This is a genomic window from Corallococcus macrosporus, assembly GCF_017302985.1.
GTDB classification, from domain to species: Bacteria; Myxococcota; Myxococcia; order Myxococcales; family Myxococcaceae; genus Corallococcus; species Corallococcus macrosporus_A.
The window spans coordinates 2,113,433-2,137,698 of the sequence record NZ_JAFIMU010000007.1; the positions used below are offsets into that span (position 1 = coordinate 2,113,433).

The window sequence follows — 24,266 nt, forward strand, 5'->3', positions numbered from 1 at the left end:
CCCGGCCTTCGTGCGTGGATGGCCGCATGCCCGGCGGGGGGACAGGGACCATTGAAAGCTGAACACAAGGGCGCGAAGCTGCCCCGGCCCATGACTGGTTTCCGTCCGCGTACCGCCGTGCTCGCCCTGGCCCTGCTGGGGGCCGGGTGCGAATCCGAAGTGCCCTTTCCCACCGACGACGAGCTGGACCAGCTCAGCGCCCTGCACACGCAGAGCGCGAAGCCGGAGGTGGACCCCACCAACAAGTGGGGTGACAACGCGGACGCGGCGGCGCTGGGCCAGCGGCTCTTCGAGGACCCGGGGCTGTCGCGCTGCGGGACGGTGTCCTGCAAGAGCTGCCACGCCGGGGAGTCCTACACGGTGGAGACGGCGACGGCGGAGGGCTGCGGAGGCCACCAGTCCGAGCGCAACCCGCCCAGCCTGCTCAACGTGGGCTACAGCCGCTGGTTCATGTGGGACGGGCGGGCGGACCGGCTCTGGTCCCAGGCGGTGCTGCCGCTGACGAACCCCATTGAAATGGACTCGGACGCGACGGTGGTGCGCTCACGGCTGGTGGCGGAGCCCACGTACACGGCGGCGTACTCGGCGCTGTTCGGCAAGGCGCCCGCGGACGAGTCCGACGGCGACCGGCTGATGGCGAACGTGGGCAAGGTGCTGGCGGCGTACCAGCGCACGCTCAACCGCACCGACGCGCCCTTCGACGCGGACGTGCGGCGCTTCCTCCAGGCGGTGGAGGCGGGCACGCAGGAGAAGGACCCGGCGTACCTGGGCCTGAAGACGTTCATGCGCAAGGGCCAGTGCGTGGTGTGCCACAAGGGCCGCTCGCTGACGGACGACAAGTTCCACAACCTGGGGCTGAAGGACTCTGGCGCGGGCAAGCGCGGGCAGGCGGGCGTGGTGGACGCGCTGCTGTCCTGGCAGTTCAACGCCTCTGGCGCCTACAGCGACGCGCCGGGCGGCACGGACGCGGCGCGGCTGCCCACGCTCAAGGCGCAGGCGCAGTCCAAGCCCACGGAGGTGGAGGGCGCGTTCCGCACCCCCACCCTGCGCAACGTGGCGCTCTCCGCGCCGTACATGCACACCGGCGCGGAGAAGACGCTGGAGGACGTGGTCGACTTCTACAACGAGGGCGGCGACCCGGACGGCACCTTCGTGGGCGTGCGCACGGAGACCATCGTCAAGCTGGACCTGAGCAGCGAGGAGAAGCAGGCGCTGGTGACGCTGCTCAAGTCCATGACGGGCGCGGCGAAGTAGGCCGGCTAGCGCACCAGGTGGAAGGACGTCTGCCGCTGGAGGGCCCAGTGCACGGTGCCCTCCGCGTCCACGACGACGTCCTCCTCCTGGGCGGAGCGCACGGGCTGGTCCTTCCATTCCGGGACGGGGCTGGTCGCCTGCAGCTCGATGGAGAACCAGGAGCTGGGCATCACCTGGTGCTCGCCGTTGCCGGGCACGCCCTCCTGGCGGTCCCACATGCCAATCATGGGGCCGGCGCCGTGGCCGTGCAGGCCAATGGGGTGTGAGTACACGCTGCCGTTGATGCCCTCCGACTTCATCTTCGCGAGCGAGGCGCGCAGCACCTCGTTGCCGGTGCGGCCCGGCTTGATCTCCCCCTGGACGATGTCCTGGAGCCGGTTGGAGGCCTTCAGCGCGGCCTTGAGGCCCGCGGGGGCGTCCGTCTCGCCGTCGCGCAGCACGTAGCCCATGTGCTGGGTGTCGGTGTTGAGGCGCAGCGCGGTGACGCCGAAGTCGCAGTGGAGCACGTCGCCGCGCTGGATGACGGGGTTGTCGCCCAGTTGTTCGTCGGTGGCGCCCTGGCGCTGCACGTCCACGTCGGGCTGGAACCAGGTGTCCAGGCCTTCGTCGGACAGCCGCTGGCGCATCCACCACTCCACGTCCTGGGTGGTGGTGGTGCCGGGGGTGATGACGGCGTTGGAGAAGGCGGTCTGGATGAGGTTCCAGGTGTACTTCTGGAGGTCGGCGTAGAAGCGGACCTCGTCGGCGCTCCTCCAGCCGAGCACGTCCAGGGGCAGGCCGCCGGCGGGCTTGAGACGCTTCGTCCAGGCGGGGCCCAGGGCCTGGGTCATGCCTTCGTATTCGCCATGGGTGAGGCCGTCCGCGAAGGCGATGGCGGGGGACACGTCGATGGCGATGGAGTCCGGCTTGCGCTCCTCCACGACCTGCTTGAGGAGCAGCCACTGTTCGGGGCCCAGGAGCTCCGCGGCGCGCTGCGAGCCGCCCCGGTCCACCATCATGGGCGCGCGGCGGGCTTCATAGAGGCCGCCCTGGGTGCTGCCGCCCAGCGCCAGCCGCTCCACGCCCTGGTCGGCGCCGCGGTCGAAGAAGACGTAGATGGTGCGGCGGCGGGCGGAGAAGGTGGTGGGGGAGACGAGCGCCTTGAAGACGGGGTCTTCGTTGTACTCGCGCATGGGGACGACCCACATGCGCACGCCGTACTTGCGCATGAGCTGGGGCACGCCGGTCTCCAGCCGCTCCTGGAGCCACGCCTGCTGACGGGCGGCCTGTTCGCGCAGCGTGCCGAAGGGGCGCACCGGCGTGGCGGGAGCCACTGGGGCCACGGCGGAAGCAGCGGGCGCGGCGGCGACCGGGGCCTCGGGCTTCGAGGGCGCGGCGGGCGCGGTGGCGCAGGCGGAGGAACAGACGAGCGGGACGACGAGCAGGTGTTTCCAGGAGCGCATGGGCGCGCAGTCTGTCACGCCGCTTCAGCGATGCACGGACGGACTGGCATTGGGCAAACCGCGTTGCCAGTCATTCGGGAAAAAGCCAGACATGCTGTCCTGGCTTCACTTCGAATCCGAGGCTCCTGGCGGCGTGGCGCGGGGGCTGACCTTGCGCAGTTCGTGGAAGTGCTCGCGGACGAACCGAGCGGCGTTGAGCAGGGCATCCACGGGGCCCACGCCCACCATGCTGACGGTGATGGGCACCGAGTGGCCGATGACCACGGGGCAATACCAGTCCCCATTGGCATCCTGGGGAATGGGCGCGGGCCGGCCCAGGGTGACGCGGGAGACGTGCTTGCGCCCGTGGTCGTCCTCGAAGGACCAGAAGTCGTCGGCCACCGGGTCGCTGATGGACGCGTGGTGCGGAGGGCCAGGGTTCATGGACGGCTCCTTACCCTGCATCGTCAGGGCAGGCGGTGGAATGGGAGACGCAGGCGTTGATGCGCGAGCACATGCCCTTGCATGCCGCCTTCGAGCCCTGGACGACGGACCAGCAGAGCTGCCGCTGCCACGTCTCGGAGAGGCCCCGGCAGTATGACTCCAAGGCCGCGCCTCCTGCATCACAGGCTTTGAAACAGGAGTCCAGGTCGAACGATCCGGGAGTGGACGCAGGCGGTGGAGCGCAGCCTTCGGGGTTCAGCGCGCAGAAGCTACTGGTTCCGCGCGCATGATCTGCTCGAAGTTCGGTGGGAGGCGAGGAGGCGCATCCACCGCTGGCAAAGAACATCGCGGGCACCAAGAAGCCTATCGCGATGTTGGGTGTTCCACGGGGCATGCAGCATCATCACCCATTCATGATTTTCTTTATATACTGGAAAATCCTAAATTTCAGATTCGACCTGAGCCACGGCCGGAGCGGGGACGTACTCCTCGCTCGTGGCCAGGGTGCCCAGCTCGTTCACTCCGCCCACCACCAGCACCGTGCCCCGGCGCAGCCACAGGGCTCCGGCTTCGCCTCTCGGCTCATGCAGCGTGGGCGCCTGCGTCCATGTGCCTCTTGCTGGGTCGAAGCGCTCCGCGGAGGCCAGCGTGCCTCGCGTGGAGTGCTCGCCTCCCACCACCAGCACCGCGCCCTCTCCTGTCACCAGCGCCGCGTGGTGCTCTCTTGGCACTCCGGGCGCCTCCACCGGCTCCCAGGCGTTGCGCTCCGGCACGTAGACCTCCGCCGTCATCGCCGCCTGCGTCGTGGTGCCTCCCACCACCAGCACGCGTCCGTCCGGCAGCAGCGTCACGGTGTGCCCCAGCCGGTGCGTTCCCGCCGCGCCTCCCATCACTCCCGCCCGCTCCCAGTGGCCCGTCAGCGGGTCGTACAGCTCCGACTGGAGGCCACTCGCGAAGAGCACCTTGCCCGTGCGCAGCACCACCGCCGTCCCCGCGCCGCCTCGCGCGAAGCCGGGCGCCTCCGCCGCGCTCCAGGTCCCTGACGCCGGGTCGAACAGCTCCGCCGAACGCACCGGCCGCAGGTCCACGTCCGTTCCGCCCGCCACCAGCACGCGTCCGTCCGGCAACACCACCGCCGCCGGGTCGTTGCGCGCCTCGGCCATGGACGCCGCTTGCGTCCACACGCCCGTGTCCGGCGCGAACAGCTCCGCGCTCGCCAACGCGCCCACCGTCACGCCGTTGGAGCCACCCACCACCAGCACACGCCCATCCAGCAGCCGCACCGCCGCGTGGTTGCGCCGCGCCGTGCGCAGCGTCCCCGTGGTCCGCCACCGCCCCGTGTCCGGGTCGAACACCTCGCAGGTGCCCAGCGTGCGGCTGCCGTCATGCCCTCCGGCCGCCAGCACCCGCCCGTCCTCCAGCGCGACGTAGGGCAACAGCCGCCGGGGCGTGGACAGCACGCCCGGCACCGGGGACTCCACGCTGCCCGCATCGGCTCGCGGCGCGGGACCGCACGCGAACACCACCCCCAACCACAGCATCGTGACGCAAGATGTCGAAAACCGTCGCATGACCCCACCCGGACGTCTGGCCGAGGGGTTCGTCTACCGCGCCGGTCTGACACCTCGGGCCCCGCAAGGCCTTGTGATTCCAGGGCCTTGCCCTGCCCTCCGGGTTGGAATCCCGGAACTCCCGGAGGCAGGACCCAAGGCTCCCGCATCAGTGCCGCGGGGGACCCACGGGGTCGTTCGTGGGCTCCGCTTCCAGGCCCTCGCTGTGGCGCGGCGGCAGGGCGCCGCCGTCGTCGTCCTCCTCCAGCGTGAGCTGGGAATGGTCCGCCGGCTTGAGGAGGACCTCGTCCCCGGTCACCGCCTCCACGTCGCTGTATTCGACCAGGTAGTCGCGCCGGGGAATGGGGACCAGCCCCTGCTCCAGCTCGAAGTGGGTGTCGCCCACGCCCGCCACCCGGCCCAGTGGATGTCCGTCGGCGGTGCGCACCGACATGCCCTCGCGAACCTCTCCCGCGTGAATCATCGCGTTGCTCCTCGCGCTCATGGGGTCCTCACCAAGAGTGGGGTCGCTCCCGCCGCCGTGCGCGCCACGGCAGGCAGCCCGGTGGGCCCTCGGGCCGCCTTCTTCCACCGCCCCGTTGCGCGGTGCCTAACGTTTCCGCAGGAGGTCCCCCATGCTGATGGAACTGACGAACGAGGAGTCGCGCGTATTGAAGGACGCCGTGGACTCCTCGCTGCACACGCTGCTGGATGAAATCGCCCACGCGGATCAACGCGAGTTCAAGGAGGCGCTGCGCCAGCGCTACGACCGGCTGGCCGCGCTCCAGCGCCGCCTGGAGCCCATCGTGGAGAGCGAACAGGTCTACGCCTGACCTACCGCGCGGCCCGTCTTCGCGTCGAACCGGCGCAGGAACCGTGCGTCATGCCGCAGCCACACCGGGTCCCCGCTCGCGGCGCGGAAGTCTCCGGAGGCTCGCGCCACCATGCGCTCGCCGCCGGTCTCCACCGTCACCCAGACCTCCGCGCCCATGGGCTCCACCAGGTACACGCGCCCTTCGCGAGCATCCGGCGGACGTGCGCCCTGACCGATTTGGAGATGCTCCGGCCTCAGGCCCAGCACCGCGTCGCCGTCGGACAGGCCCAGCGTGGACGGCTTCACCAGGTTGATGCGCGGCGAGCCGAAGAAGCCCGCCACGAAGAGGTTCGCGGGTGCGTCGTACAGCTCGCGCGGCGGGGCCACCTGCTGCACCTCGCCCTGGCTCATCACCACCACGCGGTCGGACAGCGTCATCGCCTCCGCCTGGTCGTGCGTGACGTAGATGAAGGTGGCCTTGAGCTGTTCGTGCAGCTTCTTGATTTCGCCGCGCATCTGCGTGCGCAGGGCCGCGTCCAGGTTGGACAGGGGCTCGTCGAAGAGGAACACCTTGGGCCTGCGCACCAGTGCGCGTCCCAGGGCCACCCGCTGCCGCTGTCCGCCCGACAGCTCCTTCGGCCGGCGCGACAGGAGCGCCTCCAGGCCCAGCACGCCGGACACCTCGCGCACGCGCGCGTCGACGTCCTTCGCGTCCATGCCCGCGACCTTCAGCGGGAACGCCAGGTTCCCGGCCACGTCCAGGTGCGGGTAGAGCGCGTAGCTCTGGAACACCATCGCGATGTCGCGCTCGCGCGGGGACAGGTCGTTCACCAACTGCCCGTCGATGCGCAGCTCACCGCCGGAGAGTTCCTCCAGCCCGGCGATGAGGTTCAACGTCGTGGACTTGCCGCATCCGGAAGGGCCCACCAGCGACACGAACTCGCCGTCCGCGATGTCCAGCGTCACGCCCTTCACCGCCGCCACGCCACCCCGGTACACCTTGCGCACGTCCTGCAGGGACACCGTCGCCAAGGCCGCGCACCTCCCGAAAAGCCCCAGCATCGCCGCTTCCCGCCCCCGCGCGGCCCCATCCCTCTCCGCCCCGTCACATCCGCTACGTGTCGCCAGAGGGTTCGTTACAGGCTCAACAGTTCCCGAGGCCTGCGGACTCACCGCCTCCGAGGCCGCCGCCCTCATGGCCGCGGGCATGGGAGCCACCGGTTCGCACGCCGGCTCCAAGACGGAGGGGTACGACGACTCCCACAACGCCCACCTCCCCGAAATGCTCGCGGCGCATCACCGAAGGCTCGAACAGGCTGGGGGATGCCCTCCACCGGATGTACCGCCACCGGGAAGCAGGTGACTACGACCGCGCACGACAAGAAATGCGCGACGTCCTGTCCGTCGAAGTGGTGCCCCTGTACCGCGAGATCGCCCAGGGCCAACTGGCCGCCATGGCCACGGACGGCTAGGGCGCCACCCGTCACATCCCCTACGTGTCGGGTTTTCCAGGCCGGACGGTTTGTTACAGATTCAACGGTCTTCTAGAGTGGGCCGGGAACGCTGTCCTCCTAGAGAGCCCGCCGCCCATGCCCTTCCTCTTCCGTGGTCAGAACTTGGACGCTCTCCTGGGCGACCCGCTCACCGCGGCCAACAGCCTGTACGGCATCATGAGCGCGGCGGAGCCGCAATTCATGGAGGACCTGCGGCTGCACTGGAAGAAGCACATCCGTGAGACGCCCGGAGTCAACGGCACCGCGTGGCGGCCCGCGCTCAAGGCCTTCTCCGCCATCGAGGGCTACTGGGGCAACTCGCACAGCGACCAGCGCATCGCGAAGGTGCTCTACGGGCCGGGGCACTCGGTGGCCACCCAGGTGGTGACGGGCGTGGGCGCGGCCGCGCAGTTCCTGCGCGACTTCGAGGCCGCTCGCGACGAGGCCTTCTACGTCTTCTTCCAGGCCACGTCCGTGAACGAGCTGGCGGGCGTGTCCTTCAAGGCCACGTACTACCACAAGGACGTGTCCTCCCTGTTCGAGCAGCGCCCGCACAGCGCCATCAAGGCCATCGTGTCCCGCCGGGTCATCGAGACCGCGCAGATCATGCTGCGCATCCTCTACGGCAACATGAACATGGGCTGGGGCAGCCTCTACAGCACGCGCACCCTGTCCACGACGCTGCTGCTGGCGCAGATGCACAACTCCGCGCTGAGCCACTACCAGTCCCACTACACCGGGCGGCGTTGCTACAACCAGAGCGCCGTCGCGTTCACGCTGCTGACGTTCGCGTACATCGTCGCGCAGGCGTGGGTGGACAAGGGCTACGAGTACAACGAGCAGCGCTGGTACTACTTCTGGAAGCTGGTGGGCTCGCTGCTGGGCGTGGACTCGCGCCTCATCGCGGACGACCACGCGGAGGCCGCCACGCTGTGGGACCTCTTCTTCGCGCGCGGCGAGTGCTTCGGTGGAACACCCGCGCCCTACCCCACGACCCTGGACGCCCACCGCATCGACCCGGGGCTGCTCGGGGGCTACTCCGTGCAGCCGGAGGCGAACCTGCTCCAGTGGGTGCCCGCATTCGTCGTCACCCAGCTGCGCAACGTGCCCCGCTGGTACCGCTACATCCGGGGCTGACGCCTCAGCACTCGTGCGTGCGCAGGCCAGATGCAGCGACTAGAGTCGCGCCATGCGCATTACCCACCTTCGGCTAAAGAACTGGCGAAACTTCCTTGAGGCCGATGCTCCGCTGGAGCAGCGCGTTTTCCTCGTGGGTCCCAATGCCGCGGGTAAGTCCAACTTTCTCGATGCCATCCGGTTCTTGCGCGATGTCGCGGATGCACAAGGTGGGCTCCAACGAGCAGTTGCCTCCAGGCGTGGGGTGTCACAGATACGGTCTCTGCATGCGCGCCGGTATCCCAACGTCATGCTCGAAGTCGAAGTCGATCTTGGCGACGGCGAAAGCTGGAACTACCGCCTGGAGTTCACCCAGGACAACCAGCGCCGCCCCATTGTCAAAACAGAAGCTGTGACCTGCGGTTCCAAAACACTTCTGGAACGACCCAACAGTGACGACAAGAAAGACCCTGCTCTCCTGACTCAAACACACCTGGAGCAGGTGAATACCAATCGTGAGTTCCGCGAACTCGCGGACTTCTTCTCCAAGATTCGATACCTCCATCTCGTTCCCCAACTTGTTCGAGAACCAGACCGCTCCACGGGGAGGGTAAACGATCCGTTTGGTGGAGACTTCCTGGAGCAACTGGCCCGCGTACCATCCAAGACACTCAACTCTCGCCTGAAACGCATCACCAGTGCACTTCGGGTCGCGGTTCCGCAACTCCAAGAACTGGACCTGAAGCGCGACGAACGGGGCGTGCCTCACCTCCAAGGCAAGTACAAGCACTGGCGTCCCAATGCCGGTTGGCAGAACGAAACGCAACTTTCGGATGGAACCCTCAGGCTTCTTGGTCTGCTTTGGGCCTTTGTGGATGGAACAGCCCCCTTGCTACTGGAGGAGCCTGAACTTTCGCTTCACACTGCGGTCGTTCGGCATATCCCTCAAATGATGGCCAGGGTGAGCCGCAAGAACGACCGGCAAGTTATTGTCAGTACTCACAGCGCAGATCTCTTGGGGGATGAGGGGATCGGCGGTGAAGAGGTACTCGTGCTGAAACCCCTCAAGGAGGGGACGCAAGTGGATGTCGCTAAATCCGATGACACCATTCGCGCGCTTCTTGAAAAAGGTTCTTCCGTCGCTGAAGCTGTGATTCCCAGAACAGAGCCAAGTGACTCCAGACAACTTGCCTTCTTTGGTGAGGCGCTGTGACTCCAGTGACAGTTGCCGTGGAAGGCCCTACTGACACGGCCATTGTCACGAGGCTCTTACGTCATACAGGCCTCCCCCTTGGCTTTGTTTATGCAACGGGTGGAAAATCGAAGCTCGATGCAAGACTCGTCGGCTTCAATCATGCCGCCAGGAATGAGCCCTGGTTTGTTCTTCGCGATTTGGATCAAGATGCCTCCTGCGCGCCCGAACTCATCAAGAGCCTGCTTCCTGCGCCCAATGCGCGAATGCGGTTGCGGATCGCAGTCCATCAAGGCGAAAGCTGGCTCCTTGCGGATGCTGAGCGCATCGCGCGCTTTCTAGGGGTTCCAGTCAGTTCAATCCCTTCGGCCCCCGATACGCTCTCCAACGCAAAACAGACATTAATCAACTTGGCGCGGCGCTCGCGTTCTCGTGAGGTCCGAGAAGCGCTGGTTCCATCCGAGAACTCGACTGCGACAGTAGGTAAGCAATACACATCTACGATCGCGAGTTTCACCACAGAGGATTGGCGCCCAGGTATAGCTGCTACCCGGAGCGATAGCCTCGCCCGATGCATCCGTGCGCTCCAGACCCTGAAGCGATAAGTACCTGCTGGGCCGCTGACGCCTCAGCGCTCCACCGTGACGCCCTTCCAGAAGGCCACGTAGCCGCGGATGTTGGCCGCGGCCGGCTTGGGCTCCGGGTAGAACCAGGCGGCGTCCGCGTTGGTCTTCCCGTCCACCTCCACGGAGTAGTAGCTCGCCTCGCCCTTCCACGGGCAGTGGGTGTGCGTGGCGCTGGGCTTGAAGTGCTCGCGCACCAGGCTGTCGGGAGGGAAATAGACATTGCCCTCCACCGTCTCAAAGGCGTCGCTCTTCGCGAGCACGACGCCGTTCCATTTCGCCACGGGCATGGGAAAGCCTCCGGATGCGTGTGTGTAACCGCGTGTCAGCCCGCGTGCGCGGCCTGGTTGGATGCGTGCTGCGTGAGGAAGGGGGCGAGCTCCGCGTTGACCAGCGCCGGCTCCTCCACCGTGGACGAGTGGCCCCCGCGCGACAGGCGCACCAGCTTGGAGCCCGGGATGAGCGAGTGGATCCGCTCCGCCTTCGCGGGCACCGTGGCGCGGTCCTCTTCCCCCACGATGACGAGCGTGGGCGTGCGGATGCGCGGCAGCTCGTCCGCGACGGGCTTGCGTTGGATGACGCCGTTGACGGCGCGGTAGATGTCGCGGCGGTTGCCCTTCAGGCGCGCGCGCCACAGCGCCCGCTCCTCCGCGCGGCCCGGGTCGGTGAGGAACGACGTGCCGAACATGATGCGCATCACCGGCGCGGTGACGGGCGCCAGGCCCACGTAGCGCGCGACGAGGTTGAGCGCGGTGTAGCGCGGCACGTTGGTGGGGGGCTCGGGGTCCGCGGAGGTCTCCAGCAGCACCAGCGAGCGCAGCAGGTCCGGCCGGCGCGCCGCGAGCCGCATGCCCACGAAGCCGCCCATGGACAGGCCCACGAAGTGGACCGGGCCCACGCGCATGGACTCCAGGAACGCCACCGCGTCCGCGTACACCGTCTCCATGTCGATGACGGACTCGGGCGGCACGTCGCTCTGGCCCTGACCCCGGTGGTCGTACGCGATGCAGCGGAAGCGCCCGCGCAGGGCCTCCACCTGCGGGTCGAACAGCCGGGTGCTCCACAGAAGGCCGTGGCTGAAGACGACCACGTCTCCGGGGCCTTCGGTGTCCTCGTAATACAGCCGGGTTCCATTCACGGACCGCATGGGCATGGGCACGGCCTCCCTTCGCTCAGGGGGGACCCTAATCCAGGGCTCGCCCGGACCGCAGCCCTCCCTGGGAGGTCGTTGTCCACTGGAGGAGACGGGCTTGCCCGGAGCGCCGCTTGTGCCGCCCGGCGCTTGGGAGGAGCATGGGCGGCACCTTCCGGATGCGCTCCTCTCGCCCTGTCCTTGTCGCCCTCGCGGTGGTGGTTCTCGCGGCGGGCCTGTTCTTCTTCCTGCGTTCCCCGGCCACGACCGCGCCCCCCGCGCCGGTGGCCCAGGCGCCCTCGCCGCCCGTGGACGCGGGGAGCGTCGCCGCGCCCGTGCCGGTGAAGACGGTGGAGGCGCCGCCCGCGAAACCGGCGAATCACTTCGTGGGCTCGCAGGTGTGCGCGGACTGCCACGAGGAGCAGCACACCGGCTGGAAGCACGACTGGCACGCGCGGGCGCTGTCTCCCGCGGCGAAGCCGTACGTGGTGGGCACGTTCAGCGCGAACACGCACTTCCAGGGCGAGTCCAGCGAGGCGTGGATGCGCCGCGACGGAAGCCAGTACCTCATGCGCACCAAGGGCGCGGACGGGAACCTGGGCGAGTGGCCGGTGCAGTGGGTGGTGGGCGGCAAGCGGATGCAGGACCCCATCACGCTCTTGCCGGACGGCCGCTGGCAGGTGATGCCGGTGTACTTCCACGTCACGGGCAAGGGCGAGTGGGTGGACTACTCGGAGAAGAAGCAGGGGGCGCTGTCACCGGACCACCCGTTCTTCTGGACGAACTTCCGCCGCAGCGCGCAGCACGCGTGCCTGGACTGCCACGTGACGGGGCTGGACGCGCGCTATGACCGGGCGGCGCACCAGTGGGAGACGAAGTTCGCGGACGCGGGCGTCGCGTGCGAGTCCTGCCACGGGCCCGGCGGACGGCACGCGGAGTCGCAGCTGCCGGCGGACATCGTCCAGCCGGCGAAGCTGCCGAAGGACGAGTCCTTCGCGGTGTGCGCGCAGTGCCACGGGCCGCGCCGCACGCTGTTCCCCATGCTGGACGCGAAGCACCGCTTCCAGCCCGGCCAGCGCTACGACGCGAGCTATCAGCCCATGGTGCTGCTGGTGGGCAACGACCGCTCCGGGGACTTCTTCCCGGACGGGCGTCCCAGCACCTCCAGCTTCGAGTACCAGGCGCTCATCCAGTCGAAGTGCCACCTGCAGGGCGGGGCCACGTGCCTGACGTGCCACACGGCGCCGCACGACGCGAGCGCGCCCAACGAGGTGAAGAAGCAGAAGCCGGTGGCGGCGCGCACGACGGTGAACGCGACGACGTGCCAGGGCTGTCACCCGGACGTGATGGCGCAGGGGGAGAAGCACACGCACCACAAGGCGGTGGCGGCGCAGGACTGCCTGGCGTGTCACATGCCGCCGGTGGTGTCGGGCGTGCTGGACCACTTCGCGGACCACGCGCTGGACGTGCCGGTGCCGCAGAACACGGCGCGGCACGACGTGCCCAACGCGTGCAACACCTGCCACGCGAAGGAGACGCCGGACGCGATGCAGGCCTCGCTAGTGAAGTGGTGGCCGAAGGCGGAGGCGCGGCAGCAGCGGCGCCTGCGGCTGGCGGACGCGTTCGCCGAGAAGACGGCCGCGCAGAGCCGGGGAGCGCTGGAGGCGGTGCTGGCGGACACGACGGAGGCGGGCACGCTGCGGGGCGCGGCGGCGAGGTTCCTGGCGCGCCGGTTCAAGCACGACGCGGTGCCGGCGCTGCGGACGGCGTTGAAGGGCACGACGGACAGCACGTTGCGCTCGGACATCATCGACGGGCTGGGCGCGGCGAACGCGCGCGAGGCGACGGAGGACCTGGTGCCGCTGCTCCATGACCCCTCGCTGTGGGTGCGGCAGGGCGCGGCGCTGACGCTGGCGGCGTTCGGAGACACGCGCGCGATGCCGGCGCTGCAGGCCCTGGCCACGGAGCCGGAGACGCGCGGGCTGGTGCAGCCGCACGTGATGCTGGGCCAATTGGCCATGCGCAAGCGCGACGTCGTCACGGCGACGCGCGAGTTCGAGCAGGCCCTGGACCTGCAGCCCTACAACGCGGACGTGCTGGTGCGCCTGGCGGACCTGTACGTGGTGCAGGGCAACCCACAGAAGGGCCGCGACCGGCTGGAGGAAGCGCTCCGGTTCGACCCGCAGAACAAGTTCGCGAAGCAGCGCCTGGGCATGCTGCCGGCGCAGTGAAGATGGGTGGAAGAGCAAGACTCCTGGGTGCCTCGTCGCTGCTCCTCGTGGGCTGCTTGCGGCCCATGGCCGCTCGCGAGCGCCTGGCGGATGACCCGTCCATCACGTTCCCTGGCTTCTTCGATGACACCGCTGTCCAGACCGACGCGGATGGTGGAGTCGTTGAACTGACGGGGGCCCTCCTGCGTGCGGTCGAAGTCGCCGCCGACGACTTCCTGGGCCCACAAGATGCCAACACCCTGTGTGTCGACCGGCATGAGTCGCATCGGTACAGGGTCGTTCGGCGGCAGGGGATCATCTTCATCCGGATCGATGAGGATCCCCGGGCCTGTGGCCTGACCGTTCCCGCGCTGCATTCGGGCGCGCAATACGCGATTGGGAGTGATGGCCGGATCCTTCGACGTCTCCGGGATGGCGAGCCGGATGGATCACTGGCGCCGACGGATGCGGGCTCCGGCATCCCGGTTCCCACGTCGGAAGTCGGCCGGTCCTTCGAGGCTCCCGATGGAGCCGTGCCCTTGCCGTTTTAGGCCCAGCGGTCATGACCGCCGTGGCGTGCTGAACAGGGGACCTCCCTTCAAGACAGACGCCTGCTCGGCGCTCGTGACGCACGTTGGCCCTTCGCTTGCCACCGCCCGCGTCAGGACGCGCCATGCCTCTTCGAATCCCGAAGCCCTGTCTGCCTTTGCATCCCTAAGGGGTATCCCGGACCTCCTGTCCCAAGAGGCAGGCCTGTCCATCGACTGCTGAGCACTTCCTCGCCCTGCTGTGTTGTCCATTGGAGCGCCGGGGGGCGCGACCTGTGGCCGGGGGCTGGCCTCGCCCCTACCTGGGGAGCACCCCTTATGAACGCGCTCATGTTCGCAGCCCTGCTGGTCCCCGCCGGGCTCCCCGGCGCCGCGACCGCGCAGCCCGGCTCCGGACACGCCTCGCCGGTCCTCGCGCAGAACACCGCGCCACCGCAACGCGCTCCACCCGCGCCTCCACCACCCGCCGCGCGGACACCGAACCCGGACGACGTGCCGGAAGTGCCACCGCCCTTCCAGGCGAACGTGTCGGATCCGCTGCTCGCGCCCGCACCTCCCGCGCCCCAGCAGCTCCAGTCCTGGAACGAGGCGCTCACGCTCCTGCGCCAGCGCTCCACCGACCTCCAGGCCGCCCTGGGCCAGATTGAAGTCGCCGCGGGCACGTGGCGCGTCGCGCTCGCCAACCTGCTGCCCTCCGTCGGCGGCACCCTGTCCGTCCAGTACAACGTCCTCAACCCGGACGTCCCCGCCGTGGGCGGTGGCGTGGGCGGCGGCGTGGGCGGTGGCGTGGGCAGCGCCGGAGGCTTCAAGCCCACGCAGCTGCTGGGCCTCGGCGTGCTCACCGCCAACGTCCCCGTCGTGGACCTGGCCAGCCTCTACGCCCTGGGCAGCGCCAAGGAGTCGCGGCGCACCGCCGACCTGTCGCTCGCGGAGACGCGCCGGCAGCTCACCCGGGGCCTCGCGCAGGCGCTCGTGTCCGTGTCCTCCACGGAGCGCCTGGCGGAGGTCAACCGCGTCAACCTGCGCACCGCGCTGGAGCGGCTGGCCCTCGCGCAGCGCCGCTTCGAGCTGGGCGCCGGCACCCGCCTGGACGTCGTCCGCGTGGAACAGGACGCCCAGTCCGCCCGCCGCAACGTCGTCACCGGCGATGAGAACCTGCGCCAGGCGCGCGAGTCCCTGGGCCTGGCCCTGGGCACCCCGACCCCCGTGGGCCTCAAGCCGGGGCTGGAATTGAACACGTTCCTCGAGGGCGCCAACGCCGCCTGCCGCACGCTGGAGTCGCTGGACAACCGCCCGGACATCGCCGCCGCGAAGTCGCGCCAGGTGGTGGCCGAGCGCGCCATCGGCGAGGTGAAGCGCCAGTACGCGCCCACCCTGGACCTCACCAGCACCACCACCGCGCTCACCGTCAACCCGGGCTTCGCGGAGGTGCCCATCTGGAACATCGGCGCCAGCCTGGTGCTGCCCTTCTGGGACGGCGGCGCGCGCGAGGGCCGGCTGCGCCAGGCGCGCGGACAACTGGAGCAGGCCCGCGCGGACGTCACCAACCGCGAGCGCAACGTCGCCGTGGAGGTCACCCAGGCGAAGCGCGCCGTGCAGGTGACCCGGGCCACGCGCGACCTGGCGGAGCGCGAGCGCGGGCTCGCGGAAGAGAACGACCGGCTCACCCGCCGCAGCTTTGAAGTGGGCACCGGAACGAGCCTCGAGCTGGTGCAGTCAGCCGGGGCCCTGCGTCAGGCGGAGCTGGAGCTCGTCATCCGAGACTTCCAGTTCCGCCAGGCCCAGGTGGATGCATTCCTGTCGGAGGCGGCATGCGATTGGTGAGGGGCGGTTGGGGCGCGTGGGGACTCGTCCTCGTGCTGGCGGGCGGGTGCAGCGGCGGCAAGGACCCCGGCCAGTCCGCGCCCGGAGGCGGGCCCCAGGCGGGACAGCAGAGCCAGGGCGCCGGCAAGCCCATGCCCGTGCAGGTGCTGGCGGTGAAGCCCGGCCCCGTGCGCGACACCCGCGAGTACGTGGGCACCCTCATCTCCCGCAGCAGCATCACCGTCGTCCCGCAGGTCGCCGGCTACATCCAGAAGATCTCCGTCCGCCCCGGCCAGCAGGTGAAGGCGGGCCAGGTGCTGCTCGTCGTGGATCCGCGCCAGGAGCAGGCCTCCCTGCGCGCCACCCAGGCCCAGAAGGCCTCCGCCGTCGCCAACCGCGAGTTCGCGCGCAGGACGCGTGAGCGCAGCGCGCAGCTCCTCAAGGAAGGCCTCGTCAGCCGCCAGGACTACGAGCAGGCCGTGGCCCAGGCGGCGCAGTCCGAGGCCCAGGCCCAGGCGGCCGAAGCGCAGATTCAAAACCAGCAGGTGCAGCTGGGCTTCTTCAACGTGAGCGCCCCCTTCGACGGCGTCGTGGGCGACATCCCGGTGAAGCTGGGTGACTACGTGACGCCGCAGACAGCGCTCACCATCGTGGACCAGAGCCGCGCGCTGGAGCTGTCCGTGCAGGTGCCGGTGGACCAGGCCGCGCGCGTGAAGATTGGGGAGACGCCCCTGGAGGTCCTCAACGAGGACGGCGAGCCCATCGTCCGCGCGCCCGCGTTCTTCGTCGCGCCCACGCCCAGCGCGAACACGCAACTGGTGGAGGTGAAGGCCGCCTTCGACAACACCGTGGGCCTGCGCGCGGGACAACTGGTGCGCGCGCAGCTCGTCTATGACGTGCGCGACGCCCTGAAGATGCCCACCACCGCCGTCACGCGGCAGGGCAGCCAGGCCTTCGCGCTGGTCGTGGGGGAAGGCGACGCCGGCACCGTGGTGAAGCGCCAGCCCGTCACGCTAGGGCTGGTGGAGGGCAACGACTACGAGGTGCTCAAGGGGCTGGACGCGGGCACCCAGGTCATCATCAGCGGGGTGCAGCAGCTGCGGGATGGCATGCCCATCCAGCCCAAGCCCGCGCAGCAGGCGCAAGGCCAGACGGAAGGCATGCCCCTGCCCCCTGCGCAGGGCATGGGCGGCGGCTCGGACGCGGGTCAGTAAGGGGCTGCCATGTTCACCGACTTCTTCATCAAGCGGCCCGTCTTCTCGAGCGTGCTGTCCATCCTCATCACGCTCGTGGGCGCCATCTCCATTCCCAGCCTCCCCATCGAGCAGTACCCGGAGCTGGCGCTGCCGCAGGTGCAGGTCTCGGCCACGTACACCGGCGCGTCCGCGGAGACGGTGGAGAGCGCCGTCACCACGGTGCTGGAGCGCCAGCTCAACGGCATGGAGGGCATGCGCTACATGTCCTCCACCAGCACCAACGACGGCCAGTCCACCATCACCGCGACGTTCGACCCGTCACGCGACGTGGACCTGGCGGCGGTGGACGTGCAGAACCGCGTCGCCACCGCCACGCCGCAGCTGCCCGCGCAGGTGAACGCGCTGGGCGTCACCGTGCGCAAGGCGCAGACGCAGCTGCTGGTGTCCTTTGGCGTCTACGACAAGGAGAAGCGCTACGACACGGAGTTCATCAGCAACTACGCGGACGTCTTCATCCGCGACGCGCTGTTGCGCGTGAAGGGCGTGGGCGACGTGCGCATCTTCGGCGAGCGCCGCTTCGCCATGCGCCTGTGGCTGGACCCCACGGAGCTGGCCCGCCGCAACCTCACCGCGCAGGACGTGCTCAACGCGCTCCAGGAGCAGAACGTCCAGGTGGGCGCGGGCAAGGTGGGCCAGGCCCCGTCCGCCAAGGACCAGGCGTATCAACTGTCGCTCCAGGTGAAGGGCCAGCTGTCGTCCCCGGACGAGTTCGGCGCCATCGTCATCCAGCGCGGCCAGGACGGCGCCCTGGTGCGCATCCGCGACGTGGGCCAGGTGCAGCTGGGCGCGGAGAACTACCAGCAGCTCTTGCGCTTCAACGGCCAGGACGCGGTGGGCCTGGGCATCACGCAGCTGCCCGGCTCCAACGCGCTGGAGGTCCGCGAGGGCGTGGAGACGGAGTTGAAGCGGCTGTCCGCCAACTTCCCGCCGGGCCTCACCTATCAGGTGGCCTTCGACACCACGGCCGCGGTGAGCGCGTCCATCGAGGAGGTGCTCCACGCGCTGGGCGAGGCCATCCTCCTGGTCATCCTGGTCATCTTCATCTTCCTGCACGGCTGGCGCAGCGTGCTGGTGGCGGTGACGACGCTGCCCGTGTCGCTGGTGGGCACGTTCATGTTCGTCAACGCATTCGGCTTCTCGCTCAACACGCTGACGCTCTTCGGCCTGACGCTGGCCACGGGCCTGGTGGTGGATGACGCCATCGTCGTCATCGAGAACGTGGAGCGCGTCATCGAGCACGACAAGGTGGACGCGAAGGAGGCCACGCACCGGGGCATGCAGCAGGTGGCCGGCGTGGTGGTGGCCACCGCGCTGGTGCTCTCCGCGGTGTTCATCCCGGTGTCCTTCTTCCCCGGCACCACGGGCGCCATCTACCGCCAGTTCGCGCTCACCATCGCGTTCTCCATCAGCCTCTCCGCGCTCGTCGCGCTCACCCTGTCCCCCGCGCTGTGCGCGCGCCTCCTGCGCCCCAACGAGGGCCAGAAGTTCGTCCTGGCGCGCAAGTTCGACCAGGGCATGGACGCGCTCCGGCGCGGCTACGGGAAGCTCCTGCGCCTGATGCTGGGCAAGGCCCGCTGGCTCGTCGTCGGCGTCTTCGCGCTGTTCCTCGTGGGCACGGGCCTGCTCTACCGGGCCACGCCCACGGGCTTCATCCCGGACGAGGACCAGGGCTACCTCATCGTCGCGGTGCAGGGCCCGGAGGGCACGTCCCTGGAGTACACGCGCAACGTGCTCATCCAGGTGGAGGGCATCATCAAGCAGCAGCAGGAGGTGACGCAGATCTTCACCGTGGGCGGCTTCTCGCTCCTGGGCACGGGGTCCAACTACGGCTCGCTCTTCATCAACCTGAAGCCCTGGGAGGAGCGCACGACGCGCGAGTCCAGCGTGGCGGGCCTGGTGGAGCGGCTGCGTCCCCAACTGTCCCAGGTGGGCGGCGCGCGCGTGCTGCCCCTGCAACCGCCCGCCATCCGCGGCGTGGGCAGCGTGGGCGGCTTCGAGTTCGTGCTGGAGGACCAGCAGGGCGGCCGCACGCTGGAGGAGCTGGCGCAGGCCACCCAGACGCTGGTGGGCCGGGCCAGCCAGGAGCAGCAACTGCGCGGCGTGTTCTCCGCGTTCACCGCGGGCACGCCGCAGCTCAACATCGACGTGGACCGGGAGAAGGCCAAGGCGCTGGGCGTGCCGCTGTCCACGCTGTTCTCCACGCTCCAGGTGTACCTGGGCAGCCAGTACGTGAACGACTTCACCTTCGCCAACCGCGTCTACCGCGTGTTCGTGCAGGCCGCGACGCCCTTCCGTGACAACCCGAAGGACATCGGCAGCTTCTACGTGCGCTCGGACACCGGGGCCATGGTGCCGCTGGAGTCGCTGGTGAAGGTGACGCCCATGACGACGGCGCCCAACATCACGCACTACAACCTCTTCCGCTCCGCGAACATCAACGGCCAGGGCGCGCCCGGCGTCTCCACCGGCCAGGCGCTCACCGCCATGGAGCAGGTCGCGAAGCAGGCCCTGCCGCCGGGCTTCACCTTCGAGTGGACGGGCCTGTCACAGGAGCAGAAGAGCGCGGGCAACACCGTGCTCGTCATCTTCGCGCTGGGCATCGTGTTCGTGTTCCTGGTGCTGGCCGCGCAGTACGAGAGCTTCGCCCTGCCCTTCGTCGTCATGCTCGCGGTGCCCGTCGCCATGATGGGCGCGCTGCTGCTGCAGAACCTGCGCGGGCTGGTGAACGACGTGTTCTGCCAGGTGGGGCTGGTGATGCTGGTGGGCCTCGCGTCCAAGAACGCCATCCTCATCGTGGAGTTCGGCGAGCAGCTGCGCGCGCAGGGTCAGGGCGTGGTGGAGTCCGCCATCAACGCGGCGGAGACGCGCCTGCGGCCCATCCTGATGACGTCCTTCGCGTTCCTCTTCGGCGTGGTGCCGCTGATGCTGGCCAGCGGCGCGGGCGCGTCCGCGCGCAAGTCGCTGGGCACCGCCGTCTTCGGCGGCATGCTCTTCTCCACCTTCGTGAACCTCATCTTCATCCCCGTGCTCTACGCGCTGGTGGAAGGGGCGCGCACGAAGGTCTTGAAACACCGCAAGCACGGCAATTCGCCGAGCGGACCGCAGAATCCGCCGCCGCCGTCCATCCCTCCCGAGGGGGAGCCACCGCGACCCCAGCCGGCGTAACGGGGCGTCGCGGAGGACCCGCACAGCGGGCAGGCACTCCGGCGCGCTACCCCGCGCTGGAGCGTCCTGATTATCCTTGGGCGACGCATGGCTTCTCCCCTGACCGTCGATGAGCGGCGTCGGTGGCTGTACACGTTGAAGCAGGCCCCCGCGCTGAGACACACGCGTGCGTCCGTCCTGCTCCACCTGCTGGAGCGGGCTCGACCGGTGGAGCCCCAGCCGGGCGAGGGCATCTGCCGCGAGGGCGCGCCGGTGGACGGCGTCTACCTTCTGCGCTCGGGCGAGTGGCGGGTGATGGCGGCAGGGACGGTGCTGCTGCACCTGCGCGCCGGCATGTCGCTGGGCGTGGAGGCGCTGGCGCGCGGCACGTGGCCCGTCACGGTGACGGCGGAGTCCGCGTCGTCGCACGCGCTCTTCCTTCCCCGCGCGGAGCTGGAGGCGGTGGCGGGAACGCCCCGCTACGCCGGGATTGCGCCACGCGTGGACGTGGTGACGTTCCGCACGCACGGGCTGGAGCTGCCGCCCGCGGTGCTGCCCACGCTGGTGGAGCTGGTGGCGAAGGTGATGGTCCACGACTTCGGGGACCGCGTGCTGCTGGTGCGCGCGGGGACGAAGCGCGCGGAGGGCACGGTGCGCGGCACGGACGGCGTGTTCCGCCGCACGGGGGGCCCGCGCTCGCCGCTGCTCGCGGAGGGCGAGGACTTCGACTGCGTGCTGGTGGAGGGCGCGCCCGTGCCGGAGGGCCTGACGCCGCGCGAGGTGGTGCTGCTGCCGCCCGGCGGTGAGGCGGACGCCGTGGGAAGGCCGGGAGCGCCGGTGCTGCCCACGGTGCTGCTGTCGCCGTGGCGGCCGCAGGTCAGCCCGACGCTGCGCGGGCGCTCGCTGCCGGACGAGGACGGGTGGGACGAGGACGCGCCGCCGCCCGGGTGCCGGCTGCGGCTGGACTGGGAGCGGCTGGTGGTGCGGCCCGGGGATGCACGGCCGCTGGCCGCGCTGGGGCTGGACGCGGGGACGCGGGACGCGCTGTCGCGGTGGGCGCGCGCCATCACGGGACGGCGCGTGGGGCTGGCGCTCAGCGGTGGCGGCGTGTGGGGCTTCTACCACGTGCACCTGTTGCGACGGCTGGCCGCGCTGGAGGTGCCGGTGGACTTCCTCAGCGGCGCGAGCATGGGCTCGCTGGTGGGCGCGTACTACTGCGGCACGGCGCGGGATGGCCGAGAGGGATTGGACGGTCTGCGCAGGCTCCAGCACCGGGCCCGGGGAGGGCACCTGTCCGCCGCGGCGCTGTCCTCGGTGGTGACGACGCAGGCCATGGAGTGGCTGGTGCGCGGCGACCTGGGGGACCTGGCGCTGGAGGAGCTGCCCATGGGCTTCCTGCCGGTGACGACGGACCTGACCACGGGGCGCTGCGTGGTGCTGGAGAAGGGGCCGCTGGCGCTGGCGGTGCGCGCGAGCGGCTCCGCGCCGGGCGTCTGGGCGCCCACGCTCCAGCCGCCCGCGCGCTACGTGGACGGGGCCTTCACCAGCATGGTGCCGGTGGACGTGCTGCTCAACGCGGGCGCGGACCTGGTCTTCTCCAGCAACATCTTCCCCGCGGGTCTGCACCACACAGCGAGGCCGCTGCTGCCCGGAGCGGTGGGGTTGTTCCTCTCCGCGCTCAACCCGGTGGCGCGAGCCAAGGACCTGCTGGCCAGCGGAGCGCTGCTGCTGCACCGCAACGGCGACCTGGAGTCCTCCAGAGGGGACCTGAGATACGACGTGGGCACGCGGGACCATCCGCTGCTCGGATCCATGCGCTTCACGAACGTGGACGAGGTCCTGGACGAAGCCGCGCGAGACATGGGCCTGGAGCAGAAGCTGCTGGAGCTCAAGCAGGCCTGGGAATCGCTGCGGGTGCGAAGGACGCCGTCCGGCGGCAGGAGGGCCGCGTGATTCCGGTCCGCATCCTTGGCACCGCGAGCGTGCTACCCGGTCCTCCAGTGACGACCGCGGAGGTCTGCGCGCGCGTGGGCCGCGACGCGGCGGAGGTGGAGCACAAGACGGGCATCCGCACACGGCACTTCGCTCCGGCGGGGACGCGCGCGGCGGACCTGGGAGCCCAGGCTCTACGAGAGGCTCTGGAGGCGGCGGGGCTTCCGGCGACCGCGCTCAAGCGGATCCTCTTCGTGTCTTCCATGGGCGGCGACGTCACCACTCCGGCCAATGGCAGCCGGGTGGCGGCGGCTCTCGGGCTGTCCGGCACTTGCGACGCGATGGACGTGGGCAACGCGTGCATGGGGTTCCTGAGCGCGTTCGACCTGGCGGCGCGCTCGGTGGCGACGGGGCTGGGGCCGGTGGGCGTGGTGTCCGTGGAGCTGCTGTCTCGCACCACGCGGCCGGAGGATCCGCGCCCCTACCTGGTACTGGGTGACGCGGCGGCGGCGGTCGTCCTGGGCGAGGCGCGGCCCGGCGAGGGCGTGCTGGGCGCGGCATTTGGCAACGACGGCACGCTGCCTCCGGACGTCGTCCTGGAGAACCCACATCAGACCGGCGAGCGCGAAGGCATGCGCTTCCTCACGCCGTCTCGCGACATGACCCGCGTGGCGCTGGGCGCACTGACGCGCGCGGCGTCGGCGGTGCTCCAGGGCGCGGGGCTGACGGTGGCGGACGTCGATTGGGTGCTCACGCACCAGCCGAATGGCAGCATGTTCGCGGCCATTCTGCAGGCGCTGGAGGTCCCAGCGGACAAGAGCGTCACGGTGGTGGACACCGTGGGCAGCGTGGGCTCCGCGTCGCTGGGCACGGGGTTGGATCGGCTGTGGCGCACGCGGCCGGTGAAGCCGGGGGATCGGGTGTTGATGGTGGGCGTGGGCGCGGGCGTGGCGCACGGCGCGGTGCTCTACCGGGTGGGCGGGTGACGGCAACGGCGGTGGCGGCACGGGCCGCGTGGCTGACGACGTTCCGCCTGCTCCAGCGCTACCACCGCTACGACGTGGTGAACCTGGAGCCGCTGCTGCGCCCCGGCGCGAAGCTATTGGTGGGCTACCACGGACGCCCCCTGGCGGTGGACCTGTGCATGCTGACGGTGACGCTGCACGACCACCTGGGCTACCTGCCCCACGGCATCGCGCACGGCGCGTTCGACCGCATCCCCGGCATGAGGCAGGTGGCGGACGGCCTGGGCTTCGTCACCGGTGACGGCCCGCTGCTGGCCGAAGCCGTGAAGAAGGGCGAACACGTCCTGGTCCAACCCGGAGGCACCCGCGAGGGCTGCCGCGACTTCCGGCACCGCTACCGCGTGGACTGGGGCGAGCGGCTGGGCTACCTGCGGCTGGCCGTGCGCTACGGGCTGCCCATCGTCCCCATCGCGGGCCACGGCATGGACGACGCGTACGTGGGCCTGAACGACGGCTACGCGTGGGGCAAGCGCGTGGGGATGCCCGGGCGGTTGCCGCTGTGGCTGGGCGTGGGCGCCACCGGACTGTGGCCACTGTCCCTGCCGTTCCCGGTGAAGATGACCCAGTGGGTAGGTGAGCCCCTGGCAACCCATCTGACCCCGGGCTTCGACGCGGGGGACCGGGAGGCACTGCTGACGGTGCACCGCGAGGTGACGCGCGCGGTGCAGGGGCTGCTGGACGCGGCGCGCGGCTACCAGCGGACGCGGTAGGTGGCGGCGCGGCCCTGGCGGGACTCCACCACGGTGGTGAGCCCCTTCACGCCGGTGGCCAGCGTCGCGTGGTGGCAGATGGAGCCGATGAACTCCGGGTAGGTGCCGCCCTCGCTCACCTTGATGCGGTAGTCCGTGTCCGCCAGCCGCTCCACGTCCACGTGCAGGAAGTTGCTGCCGGAGGCCAGGTTGCGCGACGTGCGCTCCAGCGCGCGCGCGGGGCCCAGCAGCTTCAGCACGGTCTGCAGCGCCCGGCCCATGTTCGTCTCGAAGTAGCCCGAGATGAAGCGCTCGCCCAGCAGCCACTGCGCCTCGTTCATGGTCACGTTCGGGAACAGCTCCGTCGCGACGGTCTGCAACACGCGCTGCCAGACCGCGTTGGGGTACGCGGGCTCCAGCTTCCGGTCCAGGTCCAGCCCGGCGTCCTTGAGCTTCGCGCGCAGCGGACCTTCCAGGCGGCCCTTCAGGGCCAACAGCAGGCCTTCGACCGTATGGCCGAAGACGATCTCGGACGGGTTCGACACGAGGGGATCCTCCGCCGCGGCTCGGGGGATGACGCGGCTGGAAGCCCCTGGTTAGACCGGATCCCGACTTGTGAA

The 24,266-nt window shown here is 69.9% G+C and carries 20 protein-coding genes and 1 pseudogene; 13 read left to right on the forward strand and 8 right to left on the reverse strand.

The features are described 5' to 3' along the window. The first annotated feature begins 90 nt into the window (after positions 1-90). Positions 91-1,254, forward strand: coding sequence for a cytochrome-c peroxidase (locus JYK02_RS21030; RefSeq protein WP_207053501.1), 1,164 nt, complete (start codon positions 91-93; stop codon positions 1,252-1,254). A 5-nt stretch (positions 1,255-1,259) separates the two neighbouring features. On the opposite strand, the gene JYK02_RS21035 is transcribed toward JYK02_RS21030, so the two are convergent. The 4 genes from JYK02_RS21035 to JYK02_RS21050 all read right to left on the reverse strand — a co-directional run bounded on the left by JYK02_RS21035 (position 1,260) and on the right by JYK02_RS21050 (position 5,174). Then, positions 1,260-2,696 carry a M24 family metallopeptidase gene (locus JYK02_RS21035; protein ID WP_207053502.1) on the reverse strand — a complete coding sequence of 479 codons (1,437 nt, stop codon included), beginning with the start codon at positions 2,694-2,696 and terminating at the stop codon, positions 1,260-1,262. 105 nt (positions 2,697-2,801) lie between these two features. Then, the gene (locus tag JYK02_RS21040) at positions 2,802-3,119 is read right to left on the reverse strand and encodes a hypothetical protein (protein WP_207053503.1); all 318 of its coding nucleotides are present in this window, start codon (positions 3,117-3,119) and stop codon (positions 2,802-2,804) included. Positions 3,120-3,559: 440 nt separating this feature from the next. Beyond that, positions 3,560-4,660 carry a Kelch repeat-containing protein gene (locus JYK02_RS21045; RefSeq protein ID WP_207053504.1) on the reverse strand — a complete coding sequence of 367 codons (1,101 nt, stop codon included), beginning with the start codon at positions 4,658-4,660 and terminating at the stop codon, positions 3,560-3,562. A 178-nt stretch (positions 4,661-4,838) separates the two neighbouring features. Further along, positions 4,839-5,174 carry a DUF2171 domain-containing protein gene (locus JYK02_RS21050; RefSeq protein ID WP_242588831.1) on the reverse strand — a complete coding sequence of 112 codons (336 nt, stop codon included), beginning with the start codon at positions 5,172-5,174 and terminating at the stop codon, positions 4,839-4,841. Between the two features lie 130 nt (positions 5,175-5,304). Between JYK02_RS21050 and JYK02_RS21055 the strand changes: the two genes are divergently transcribed. Then, positions 5,305-5,502 (forward strand): hypothetical protein, encoded by a 198-nt coding sequence (locus JYK02_RS21055; protein ID WP_207053505.1) that lies wholly within the window; start codon positions 5,305-5,307, stop codon positions 5,500-5,502. Here the strand turns inward: JYK02_RS21055 and JYK02_RS21060 are convergent. After that, positions 5,493-6,515 carry an ABC transporter ATP-binding protein gene (locus tag JYK02_RS21060; RefSeq protein WP_207053506.1) on the reverse strand — a complete coding sequence of 341 codons (1,023 nt, stop codon included), beginning with the start codon at positions 6,513-6,515 and terminating at the stop codon, positions 5,493-5,495. The genes JYK02_RS21055 and JYK02_RS21060 overlap by 10 nt on opposite strands. A 254-nt stretch (positions 6,516-6,769) precedes the next feature. Between JYK02_RS21060 and JYK02_RS21065 the strand changes: the two are divergent. The 3 genes and pseudogenes from JYK02_RS21065 to JYK02_RS21075 all read left to right on the forward strand — a co-directional run. Next, a pseudogene (locus JYK02_RS21065) lies at positions 6,770-6,955 on the forward strand (DUF2379 family protein); the annotation flags it as partial. A gap of 144 nt (positions 6,956-7,099) precedes the next feature. Next, positions 7,100-8,113, forward strand: a complete 1,014-nt coding sequence (locus tag JYK02_RS21070; protein ID WP_207053508.1) for an oxygenase MpaB family protein — start codon at positions 7,100-7,102, stop codon at positions 8,111-8,113. A gap of 52 nt (positions 8,114-8,165) precedes the next feature. Next, entirely contained in the window at positions 8,166-9,305 is a 1,140-nt protein-coding gene (locus JYK02_RS21075; RefSeq protein WP_207053510.1) for an AAA family ATPase, read from the forward strand. Positions 9,306-9,912: 607 nt separating this feature from the next. Here JYK02_RS21075 and JYK02_RS21080 read toward each other — a convergent pair. Both JYK02_RS21080 and JYK02_RS21085 read right to left on the reverse strand, forming a co-directional pair. Then, positions 9,913-10,197 carry a DUF427 domain-containing protein gene (locus tag JYK02_RS21080; protein ID WP_207053511.1) on the reverse strand — a complete coding sequence of 95 codons (285 nt, stop codon included), beginning with the start codon at positions 10,195-10,197 and terminating at the stop codon, positions 9,913-9,915. Positions 10,198-10,232: 35 nt separating this feature from the next. After that, positions 10,233-11,060: an alpha/beta fold hydrolase gene (locus tag JYK02_RS21085; protein ID WP_207053512.1), complete on the reverse strand. Its 828-nt coding sequence runs from the start codon at positions 11,058-11,060 to the stop codon at positions 10,233-10,235. Positions 11,061-11,200: 140 nt separating this feature from the next. On the opposite strand from JYK02_RS21085, the gene JYK02_RS21090 reads away from it, so the two are divergent. The 8 genes from JYK02_RS21090 (at position 11,201) to JYK02_RS21125 (ending at position 23,667) form a co-directional block, all read left to right on the forward strand. Beyond that, positions 11,201-13,270, forward strand: coding sequence for a HEAT repeat domain-containing protein (locus JYK02_RS21090; protein WP_207053513.1), 2,070 nt, complete (start codon positions 11,201-11,203; stop codon positions 13,268-13,270). 65 nt (positions 13,271-13,335) lie between these two features. Further along, positions 13,336-13,800 (forward strand): hypothetical protein, encoded by a 465-nt coding sequence (locus JYK02_RS21095; RefSeq protein WP_207053514.1) that lies wholly within the window; start codon positions 13,336-13,338, stop codon positions 13,798-13,800. A 327-nt stretch (positions 13,801-14,127) separates the two neighbouring features. Next, positions 14,128-15,621, forward strand: a complete 1,494-nt coding sequence (locus JYK02_RS21100; RefSeq protein ID WP_242588832.1) for a TolC family protein — start codon at positions 14,128-14,130, stop codon at positions 15,619-15,621. After that, entirely contained in the window at positions 15,609-16,814 is a 1,206-nt protein-coding gene (locus JYK02_RS21105) for an efflux RND transporter periplasmic adaptor subunit (RefSeq protein ID WP_207053516.1), read from the forward strand. Before JYK02_RS21100 ends, JYK02_RS21105 begins: the two co-directional genes overlap by 13 nt. 9 nt (positions 16,815-16,823) lie before the next feature. Further along, positions 16,824-20,021 carry an efflux RND transporter permease subunit gene (locus tag JYK02_RS21110; protein WP_207053519.1) on the forward strand — a complete coding sequence of 1,066 codons (3,198 nt, stop codon included), beginning with the start codon at positions 16,824-16,826 and terminating at the stop codon, positions 20,019-20,021. Positions 20,022-20,108: 87 nt separating this feature from the next. Continuing rightward, positions 20,109-21,953, forward strand: coding sequence for a cyclic nucleotide-binding and patatin-like phospholipase domain-containing protein (locus JYK02_RS21115; protein ID WP_242588833.1), 1,845 nt, complete (start codon positions 20,109-20,111; stop codon positions 21,951-21,953). Next, positions 21,950-22,918, forward strand: coding sequence for a 3-oxoacyl-ACP synthase III family protein (locus tag JYK02_RS21120; RefSeq protein WP_207053520.1), 969 nt, complete (start codon positions 21,950-21,952; stop codon positions 22,916-22,918). The genes JYK02_RS21115 and JYK02_RS21120 overlap by 4 nt, the downstream gene beginning before the upstream one ends. Then, complete coding sequence (locus JYK02_RS21125) at positions 22,915-23,667, forward strand: lysophospholipid acyltransferase family protein (RefSeq protein ID WP_207053521.1); 753 nt, start codon at positions 22,915-22,917, stop codon at positions 23,665-23,667. The genes JYK02_RS21120 and JYK02_RS21125 overlap by 4 nt, the downstream gene beginning before the upstream one ends. Here JYK02_RS21125 and JYK02_RS21130 read toward each other — a convergent pair. Further along, positions 23,649-24,191, reverse strand: a complete 543-nt coding sequence (locus JYK02_RS21130; RefSeq protein ID WP_207053522.1) for a DUF2378 family protein — start codon at positions 24,189-24,191, stop codon at positions 23,649-23,651. The genes JYK02_RS21125 and JYK02_RS21130 overlap by 19 nt on opposite strands. Positions 24,192-24,266: the final 75 nt, after the last annotated feature.